Here is an 8,429-nt window from a genome sequence, read left to right as displayed (position 1 = left end):
AAAAATAATGGGTTTAATTGTTTGTATTTGGTTCATTCCCAAATTGGCTTGGGGCGGTGGATATCTACTATCCCCACCGCCGCAAATTACCCAGTCAACCGCTCAGCTCAAAGCTTATTCTGTAGTCTCGACCACGCCCTGATCTTCTCCCAGAAAACCGCCGCTCTGATGGTGCCATAGCCGCGCATAGGTACCATTCTTGGCAAGCAACTCGGCGTGGGTGCCTTGTTCAATGATACGACCGTCATCCATGACGATCAGCCTGTCCATGGCAGCGATGGTGGACAGGCGATGAGCGATGGCAATCACGGTTTTGCCCTGCATCATTTCATCAAGACTTTCCTGAATCGCCACTTCGACTTCCGAATCCAGCGCGCTGGTGGCCTCGTCGAGTAGCAGGATCGGGGCGTTCTTGAGCATTACCCGGGCAATTGCAACCCGTTGACGCTGGCCGCCCGACAGCTTGATACCACGCTCACCCACCAGGGTGTCGTAACCGGAATGGCCTTGCTTGTCAGTTAACTGGCTGATGAACCCATCGGCCTGGGCGTTGACCGCGGCAGTACGGACTTGCTCGTCGGTAGCGTCGGGCCGACCATAAGCGATGTTGTCGCGGATGGAACGGTGCAGCAGGGAAGTGTCCTGCGTCACCATGCCGATGGCGCTGCGCAAGCTGTCCTGAGTAACGTGGGCGATGTTTTGCCCGTCGATGCTGATCGTGCCGTTGTCCACGTCATAGAAACGCAACAGCAGGTTGATCAGGGTTGATTTACCAGCACCGGAGCGACCCACCAGGCCGATTTTCTCGCCCGGACGAATAGTCAGGTTCAGGGCATCCAGCACCTGACGTTCGCCGTTGTAGTTGAAGCTCACGTTGTCGAAGGTGACCGCGCCGCCCTTTGTCACCAGCGTGGCCGCGTTTGGCGCGTCCTGAACTTTGGGGCCGCGGGTCAAAGTGGCCATGCCATCCTGAACGGTGCCGATGTTCTCGAACAGTGATGTCATTTGCCACATGATCCAGTGGGACATGCCATTGATGCGCAACGCCATGGCGGTAATCGCCGCCACAGCACCCGTACCGACCTCACCCTGATGCCACAGCCACAGGGCGTAACCACCTGCACCCATGATCAAAGCCACGACCAAGGCCTGGTTGACGATCTCGAACTGGCTGACCAGACGCATCTGGCGCAAACCAGTGACTTTGAAGTCCTCCATCGCTGCACGCGCGAAATGCGCTTCCCGTTTCGAGTGCGAGAACAGCTTTACCGTGGTGATGTTGGTGTAGGCGTCCGAAACACGTCCGGTCATTGATGAACGCGCATTGGCCTGTTCCTGGCCGACCTTGCCCAGGCGAGGCACGAAGTAGCGCATGGCCAGACCAAACAACGCGATCCAGGCAATGAAAGGCAGCATCAACCTCAGGTCGAAGTTACCGGCCAATGCGATGATCGCAATGAAATAAACCCCAATCCCGGGGGCGATCTCGATAAGGGTAAACAGTACCTCACGCACGGACAGCGCCGTTTGCATGACCTTGGTGGTGACCCGGCCGGAGAACTCGTCTGAGAAGAAAGAAAGGCTTTGTCGCAACATCAACCGGTGGAAATCCCAGCGCAGCCGCAAGGGCAAATTGATCGCCAGGACCTGGTGCTGCACCATCGTGCGCAACGCCACCAGCCCGATGCTGGTGACCAATATGATGCCGATGCTCCACAGCACGCTGCTTTCCTGAGCGGCCGCATCGCCGCCGGCTTGCCAGGTCGACAGCATGTCCACGACCTGCCCGAGGAATGAAAACAGCCAGGCTTCGTAAATCGATACCCCTGCGCTGAGCAGCGCAAACGCAAGGATGTAGCCACGGGCACCCCGCGTGCAGGCCCACAGAAACCGCGCCAGGCCGTCGGGCGGCGGCGGGACTTCATCAGGCGGGAAGGGGTCGAGCCATTGTTCAAACGCGCGAAGCATGGTGATCTCCAAAACGATCCAGTGCGAAGATTCTTGCACTTAAAGGCGGCTTAAGGATTTTTGATTGGGTGGGAAGTTACTTGTTCAGAACTTTTTCCATGATGATCGTGCGCTCTGCGCCGTGGAACTCGTCCCTGAGCTTCTGGAAGCCCAGCGACAGATAAAACCCTTCGGCCGTGATTGAGGAGGGCACCCGCAACCGTTTGATCCCGCTCTGCGTTGCGACGGCTTCGAGGTTCGACATCAGCCGATGGCCTATGCCTTTCCCTTGATGGGCCGGCTCAACAAACATACTCCGCACGATGTCTTGATCAAGACTTGCGGTTGCAATGACATGATCATCAAAGCACGCGACATACACCTGGCGGCAGGTCATAAAGTGCAGAATCGCCGTGGGTGAGAAGCTTTGCTGTACGCGCTCGATGATGTCTGACGAATAATCCTGGGCATTGGATTCGCGCAGTGCTGCCACGATAATCCTGCTGATGGCGGGGGCGTCCGTGTTTATCGCGTTTCGGATGACACAGTCCATTGGGTACTCGTTCGTGCATTGAGTTGATGGGTTGGCGACTGGAGGGTTAATCATCCATCAGACAATCGAGCTTACTGCCCGAGAGCGAAGTCTGTAGATCAACTGCTTTGGTGCCCAGCGGTTCGGGTACCACCTTATTCCGGCTGCATTTTCCGGTCCCAGCCCAAAGTGTCGGCACAGGGTGCCAACCATTGCCGGATGTTTGGATTGCTCACCAGGACCTCGGGTTCCAGCAAGCGCGCCCCGACATTGGCATGACGCAGGAAATGCACCCCTAGGCACTGCTCCAGTTGCCCGGCAAGCAGGGGGAATTCCATGAGGCTGTGCAATCGCGGCCACTTGATCAGCTTGCGGTAGCGCAGTTCCTGAGACTCGACGCGCAGGTCGTCATTCGAGCGCCACTGGACGTTGAACAGATTGTCATGACGAGACAGGTCGACCCGCCAGCTCCCATTGGCCGGGATGTTCAGATCAAGTTTCAGACTGTCGGGCCGCAGCTTGTTGCGCCTATAGAACCAGTGCTCAGGTGGCTCGTTGCTCAGGTCAATGGAGCAGCCACTGTATGACACCTCGTCGACTCCGAAGCTGGCGAACCATTCAGCGATTTCAGGATGGGTGGAGTGATCGAACATGCCTGGCCTCGTGTTGAGAACGCGTCAGAAAGTGCATCAGCTTTATTGCGTGTCAAACGGGGTCATGTGAAGCAGCGACCGACAATCGTCTGACCGCTTTTGGCCGGTCGCACTCAGGCCCACTCATGCTCGGTCAGCCTTTTGAATTCTGATAGCGCCTCTTGAAACTGTACTCTAGGGAAAGACACTGGCTGATTCATCTGATTCCAGTCCACCGCAGTGATGACGCCGGAAATGGTATCGACGGCTCGACCAAAACGCTCCCAAATGACAGTGTCACCCCTTATCACTTGCTCAACCACCGCAACCGTGCAGCTCAGGTCCATGTCGTCCGAACAGACCAACAGTGGCACGATGGTCGAACAGTTTTCCATGACAGGTTCGAGAATCCTCCACGCGTAGTTCGAGTCATCGTCGTCAATCAACCAGCCTTGCGCAGGAACCAGTCCGTTGGTTTCGTCGTTGCCCTCACCGTCGTAAACGACGCCTTTGATCCAGTTCGCAAGTGGAATGGAGTCAATGGTGAGCACCGGGTGTGGAGCTCTCGTGTGTTTCGATTGGTACATCGTGGCGCTGATGATATTCATGCGGGGCTCAAGCGTTGAATTGACCATGGCGTATCGGGAAGTCATTTAAGGTTTCATATAAGCCTATCAAAAACTGGCGACTTACATGATGTGTCCGACTCCGGTCGCCCGAAAACAGCCCGTCGACATCTGCGCTTATGATCTGCCAGAGTATCAATCGCACGCCATGCCCCTCACAGAAGGTATATGTTTGATCCGTCCAGCTGAAGCACAAGATGAGCCTGCTATAAGGCACTGCGCTGAACAGGCCTACGCCCGCTATATACCTGCAATCGGTCGCAAACCTGCGCCCATGACTGCCGACTTTGCAGCGCAAATTGCAGCCGGGACCGTTTACGTGGCAACCGATGAAAACGCCAGGTTTGAAGGTTTCGTGGTGTTTTATGCCGAGCAGCAGCATGTGCTGCTGGAAAATGTGGCGGTGATGCCCAGCGCAACAGGACGCGGGGTAGGCAAATTACTGATCCGCTTTTGTGAAGAAACCAGCCGACAGCTTGGAATGAGTGCAGTGCATCTTTATACCAACGAGAAGATGACGGACAACCTCCTGATCTACCCCAGGCTTGGGTATATAGAGTTGGGGCGACGCACCGAGCATGGTTTCGAACGCGTCTATTTCGAAAAAAAACTGGTCTGATGAAGTTCGGAGGTGCGTTCCGTCTGGCTAATTGAGTTGTTCGGAAAACAACTTCTCGGGAAGAAAGTGTGAAGCCCGAGAACGTTTATCGCGATGCTATCAGCCTGAACGCCGGACAAATCCAGTCTATGGGTTAACCGCGACAGCCGAGAAAACTGTCGCGGTCTATTTGCATGTTTAGCGACTAGCGTCTGCCAGGCCAATCTCAATGAAGCGAACGGAACTCTCCATCGCTTGCTGACCTTCCGGCAACAGGGTGGCGTAGAAGTGCCAGGCATGGAACATCGCTGGCCATACTTCCAGATTGACGCGAACGCGGTTGTCAGCAAGGTGAGTTGCGAGACGCATCGCATCACTCAACATCAACTCGTTCTCTCCGATTTGAACCAAAATTGGCGGAAGACCTGTGACGTCCGCGAATACAGGAGAGGCCAGAGGATGATTGGCCAATGTGTCGCCCAGGAACGCTCTGGCAAGGATATCCAGCACTGGCTTGGAGTTCAGAGGATCCAGCCCCTCACGATTGCCCATCGAGGCGCCGGTATGTTCAAGGTTTGCCCACGGAGAAATGGATGAGCCAACCGCAGGTAATGGAAGTCCTTTGGATTTCGCCGCCACCATCACGCTGACAACCATCGCACCGCCAGCTGACTCACCAGAAAATGCAATCTTGTTAGCCGGGATTTTCTGCTCCAGCAACCACTCGTAGGCGCGCAATGTGTCGCCGATGGGCGCGGGAAACTTATGCTCTGGGGCGAGGCGATAGTCCGGCATATAAACACGAGCACCCAGCATTTTTGCGTAGTTGCCGCCGATCCCGTGATAGCCGTCTGGACGCCCGACAATGTAAGCCCCGCCGTGGATGTACATCAATACCGCATCGGTTTTGACTTCATCTGGAGTAACCAGTGTGCCAGGCACACCACCCATGTCGACTGATTCAAATTTGACGCCAGCAGGCGCAGGATTTTGCGCGAGCATCTTTGCGTAGGAGTCGCGGATGTCGCTCATTTTTGTGGTGGTGTCGATGCCCTTCAGAACGGGTACCAGATCGCCAAGGCTGTTGGCCCAGGTTTGGACGGCTGCTTGTACTTCAGTTTTCATAAAACCTCAATTGATCGTTGGGCGGTGGATTAGCTAATTGAGATACTATGCTTGGAATTGGGGAATAGGGTTCCCCATAGCAGGTGCCAAATAGCCCGAACCTTGAGACTGCAGAGGCTCCATGGAACTTCACAACCTGAACGATATAGCCGCCTTTGTAAGTTCGGTAAACGCTGGGAGCTTCACTGGAGCGGCAAAGCACCTCGGCCTCACACGCTCGGCGGTGGGGAAGTCGATAGTCAGACTCGAAACTCGCTTACAGGTACGTTTGCTCAATCGCACCACGCGTAGTTTGAGCATGACGGATGACGGTCAGGTTCTTTATGAGCGCTGTGTGGGGGTTCTTCAGGATCTGGACGACGTAGAAGATGCCCTTGCTTTTCGTCGCTCGACACCCAGTGGACGACTGCGGATTAGCCTGCCGGTTGCACTCGGCAGGCTCCACGTCCTCCAGCACGTGGAGCGTTGCCTGAAGGATTGGCCATCATTGAGCGTGGATATCGCTTTTTCCGACAGGCTGGTGGACCTGATTGATGAGGGTTTTGATTTGGCCATTCGCATTGGGCCTCCCAAGGAAGACTCTCGGTTGCTGACGCGCACAGTGGCTTACCAACAAATGATTACCTGCGCTTCACCCAGGTATCTCGCTGAGCATGCCCCACCTGAAACGCCTGAAGATTTATCCGGTCACCAGTGCCTGCATTTTGTGAGCGGGGGGCGATTGCTTCCCTGGAATTATCGAGTGAATGGTAGCTCTGTACCCGTTTCCCATGGTGGGAGGTTACAGATGGACAGCGCTGAGTCATTGCATCAGTCAGCTGTCGCTGGCCTTGGCATTGCGACTCTTCCTTCCTACGTGGTTAACGAGGATTTGAGAAGCGGCAAGCTTGTTCAATTGCTCGCAGCCTATGCGGAGACCGAAGAGCCTATTCGGGTGATCTACCCTAGCAAGCGGCATCTTTCACCAAAAATTCGACTCTTCATCGATAAGCTTGTGGAGGCTTGGTCGCCTCGTCCGCCATGGGGGGAATGATTCGGTTGAGTACACTGAAATTGACTTGAAAGGTTGGCATTCCCCATCGCTCAGTGGAAACCTGATCGCCACCGATGGCAGCAAATCAAATCCGTCCACAATCTCGATTTTCATGCTCCAGCGCGTTTTTGCACATTCTTCGCCGATGGGGGCAGCTCTGATGGCGACATCACGCTACGGATCCCCCATATCTTATCGTTCATGTCATTAAACAGCGCCAGCCACCGGTTTGCCGAACAGCCTCAATCGACTGACGCCGCCATCCGGAAAGACGTTCAATCGTACGTGGGTGATCGCTCCCAGGCTGGCCAGTTCTGCCTCATAGAAATGCTCTCGATCCATCTCCATTTTTTGCTCCGGCAAAAGCTCGCGCCAGAAGAGGCTTTGCGTTTCGATCTGGCCGTCAGTGCCACCTTTTACGCAGGCGGCCTGGATCGACAAACGATCCGGATAATTGCCTTTGTAGTGCAGCGTGTCGACCACAATGCGTTCAACGACTCCGGCCACACCTAACGCAACGATCACCCAGTCATTACCCGGTGTGCGACGTCGGGCGGTTTCCCAGCCTTCGGCCATGACGGCGGCGCGACCGGGATTGATGATATTGCCCATCTGGCCGTAATGCTCGTCCGAGCAGGCGATGGCGCGACCACCGTTGAGGGCGGCGCACAAGTCCACGTTCTCGTCCGGATGGATGTTTGACCAGTCCTTGTGCGGGATGCCGTAGACCCGCAACCGCGCGACGCCGCCGTCGGGAAAGATGTTCAGGCGCAAGTGGCTGTAGGGTTGATCGTCGTTGATGGCGTGATAATGGTGACTGTCACCGCTCAACTCCACTGCACCGAGCACTTCGGTCCAGACGGTATTTTCGTCGGGATCGGCGCCTTCCAGAAAGCAGGCCTCAATGGATGCCGACGGCGGGAAGTTGCCGGTGAAGAACGAGGTATCGATGTCTACGCCCTTGAGCGTGCCCGCCACACCCAGGCGGATCACCGCATGGTCGTAACCTTCGTGACGCTTGCGGCGGGATTCCCAGCCGTCCATCCATTTGCCGTTGTTGTCGAATACATCGGCCTTGAATATCGCGGGCGTGTGCTGAAACAGACGATTGACGTCGGCGAACCAGTCATCCGTGACGGACAAGGCGACTGCGCCCAGGCGTGCGTCTGCCAGGTTCAGGTATTTTTCGAATGCGTGTTGGGGGATCTTCATGACGCTACCTCTGAAATAGGGTGCCGAGCGCTGCTCACTGTTGCGCTGACTTCACGTGGTCCGGCACCCAGGGGCCTTTCACCTGAATGGCTGGAAATGCCTGGTCAATAATCTGCAAATCAGCGTCTTTGGGCGTGTTGTCGCCCTGGCCCTGAATGTTGACGATGTCCTGCGGGCATGCGGAAAACGCGACGAAGCAATCCATCTCCGCGCGTAACGTGATGTAGTCACCGGGGTTGGTGACTGTGGGCAAAGTGGCCAGGGTGATGTTGTCTGGCTGAACGCGGATGTTCATGAAAATGTTGAACGAAGCCAGGTTCCGTCGTGGCGGCGTCACGCCCAGTTCCAGCATGCCTTCGAACAGGTTATCGCTGCAGTTGCGATGGTAGTGGGTGCAGCCGAGCAGTTCATAACGACGGCGGTCACAGGCTGCCATGAAGGTGTCATGCACGCCCGGCGATGTGTCTTCAACCAGCGTCAGAATCGGGTGGCGCGCACTGGTGACGAAGCTGTCACCCACTACCGGATTCAGGTGCTGAGTCCATACGCGGGTCGCCTCCATGCACATGAACTCTTCAAGGTCATAGGCATTCCAGGCCCAGCAGTCCACCACTTGGGTGCCGTGGGTATTGATCACACGCACCGATTGCCCGGCTTTCAGGCGCACAGCTTTACCGTGGCCAGCGGGAATGGTCAGGGAGGAAGTCGGCATTACAGACATGGG

Annotated in this window: 9 protein-coding genes; 2 read left to right on the top strand and 7 right to left on the bottom strand. The window is 55.9% G+C overall.

The window, feature by feature from the left end; all coding sequences use genetic code 11:
- Nucleotides 1-114: 114 nt before the first annotated feature.
- From RX972_RS02110 to RX972_RS02095, 4 genes are all read right to left on the bottom strand, one after another.
- On the bottom strand, nt 115-1,968 hold the full coding sequence (locus RX972_RS02110; RefSeq protein ID WP_316872394.1) for an ABC transporter ATP-binding protein: 1,854 nt from the start codon (nt 1,966-1,968) through the stop codon (nt 115-117).
- 76 nt (nt 1,969-2,044) lie between these two features.
- Nucleotides 2,045-2,500 (bottom strand): GNAT family N-acetyltransferase, encoded by a 456-nt coding sequence (locus tag RX972_RS02105; protein ID WP_231671907.1) that lies wholly within the window; start codon nt 2,498-2,500, stop codon nt 2,045-2,047.
- Nucleotides 2,501-2,634: 134 nt separating this feature from the next.
- On the bottom strand, nt 2,635-3,132 hold the full coding sequence (locus tag RX972_RS02100) for a hypothetical protein (protein ID WP_316872393.1): 498 nt from the start codon (nt 3,130-3,132) through the stop codon (nt 2,635-2,637).
- 113 nt (nt 3,133-3,245) lie between these two features.
- Nucleotides 3,246-3,719, bottom strand: coding sequence for a hypothetical protein (locus tag RX972_RS02095; RefSeq protein WP_206361752.1), 474 nt, complete (start codon nt 3,717-3,719; stop codon nt 3,246-3,248).
- Nucleotides 3,720-3,804: 85 nt separating this feature from the next.
- On the opposite strand from RX972_RS02095, the gene RX972_RS02090 reads away from it, so the two are divergent.
- On the top strand, nt 3,805-4,356 hold the full coding sequence (locus RX972_RS02090) for a GNAT family N-acetyltransferase (RefSeq protein WP_316872392.1): 552 nt from the start codon (nt 3,805-3,807) through the stop codon (nt 4,354-4,356).
- A 177-nt stretch (nt 4,357-4,533) separates the two neighbouring features.
- Here RX972_RS02090 and RX972_RS02085 read toward each other — a convergent pair whose 3' ends face one another.
- Nucleotides 4,534-5,460, bottom strand: coding sequence for an alpha/beta hydrolase (locus RX972_RS02085; protein ID WP_316872391.1), 927 nt, complete (start codon nt 5,458-5,460; stop codon nt 4,534-4,536).
- 121 nt (nt 5,461-5,581) lie between these two features.
- Here RX972_RS02085 and RX972_RS02080 point away from each other — a divergent pair, with 121 nt between their 5' ends.
- Entirely contained in the window at nt 5,582-6,493 is a 912-nt protein-coding gene (locus RX972_RS02080) for a LysR family transcriptional regulator (protein WP_316872390.1), read from the top strand.
- A gap of 207 nt (nt 6,494-6,700) precedes the next feature.
- Here RX972_RS02080 and alc read toward each other — a convergent pair whose 3' ends face one another.
- Both alc and RX972_RS02070 read right to left on the bottom strand, forming a co-directional pair.
- The gene (gene alc, locus RX972_RS02075) at nt 6,701-7,705 is read right to left on the bottom strand and encodes an allantoicase (protein ID WP_316872389.1); all 1,005 of its coding nucleotides are present in this window, start codon (nt 7,703-7,705) and stop codon (nt 6,701-6,703) included.
- Nucleotides 7,706-7,739: 34 nt separating this feature from the next.
- Nucleotides 7,740-8,426, bottom strand: a complete 687-nt coding sequence (locus RX972_RS02070) for a DUF1989 domain-containing protein (RefSeq protein WP_027898551.1) — start codon at nt 8,424-8,426, stop codon at nt 7,740-7,742.
- Nucleotides 8,427-8,429: the final 3 nt, after the last annotated feature.

The sequence above is a fragment of the Pseudomonas syringae group sp. J309-1 genome (assembly GCF_032582135.1).
GTDB lineage: Bacteria > Pseudomonadota > Gammaproteobacteria > Pseudomonadales > Pseudomonadaceae > Aquipseudomonas > Aquipseudomonas quasicaspiana.
This window is presented reverse-complemented; position numbering and strand designations above follow the sequence as displayed.